This window comes from Oleiphilus sp. HI0117 (genome assembly GCF_001635235.1).
Window position 1 is genome coordinate 1 of record NZ_LWGA01000435.1, and the last position, 256, is coordinate 256.

Annotated in this window: 1 protein-coding gene; it reads left to right on the forward strand. The window is 41.4% G+C overall.

Going from position 1 to position 256, the window contains the following annotated elements; genetic code table 11:
* Positions 1–36: 36 nt before the first annotated feature.
* A partial coding sequence (locus tag A3757_RS05080) for an ATP-binding cassette domain-containing protein (RefSeq protein ID WP_304439174.1) occupies positions 37–256 on the forward strand: 220 nt, incomplete at its 3' end.

Below are 256 nucleotides of genomic sequence, written 5' to 3' on the forward strand. Positions count from 1 at the left end.
ATGCTTAAGTAAACATAAGAAAGGATTTAGTAGCACGTGTCTTCACCAACAAAGATGAGCAATATACTCGAAGTTAACGATGTACAGTGCAACTATGAAAACCTAATCGTCATTAAAGACCTTTCTTTTAAGCTGGTCAGAGGTGATATAGCTTGTTTACTTGGGCCAAGTGGGTGTGGCAAAAGCACCATTCTCCGCGCTATCGCCGGCTTTGAGAATCTTGAAGCCGGCACAATCAATTTGAACGGCTTAACTA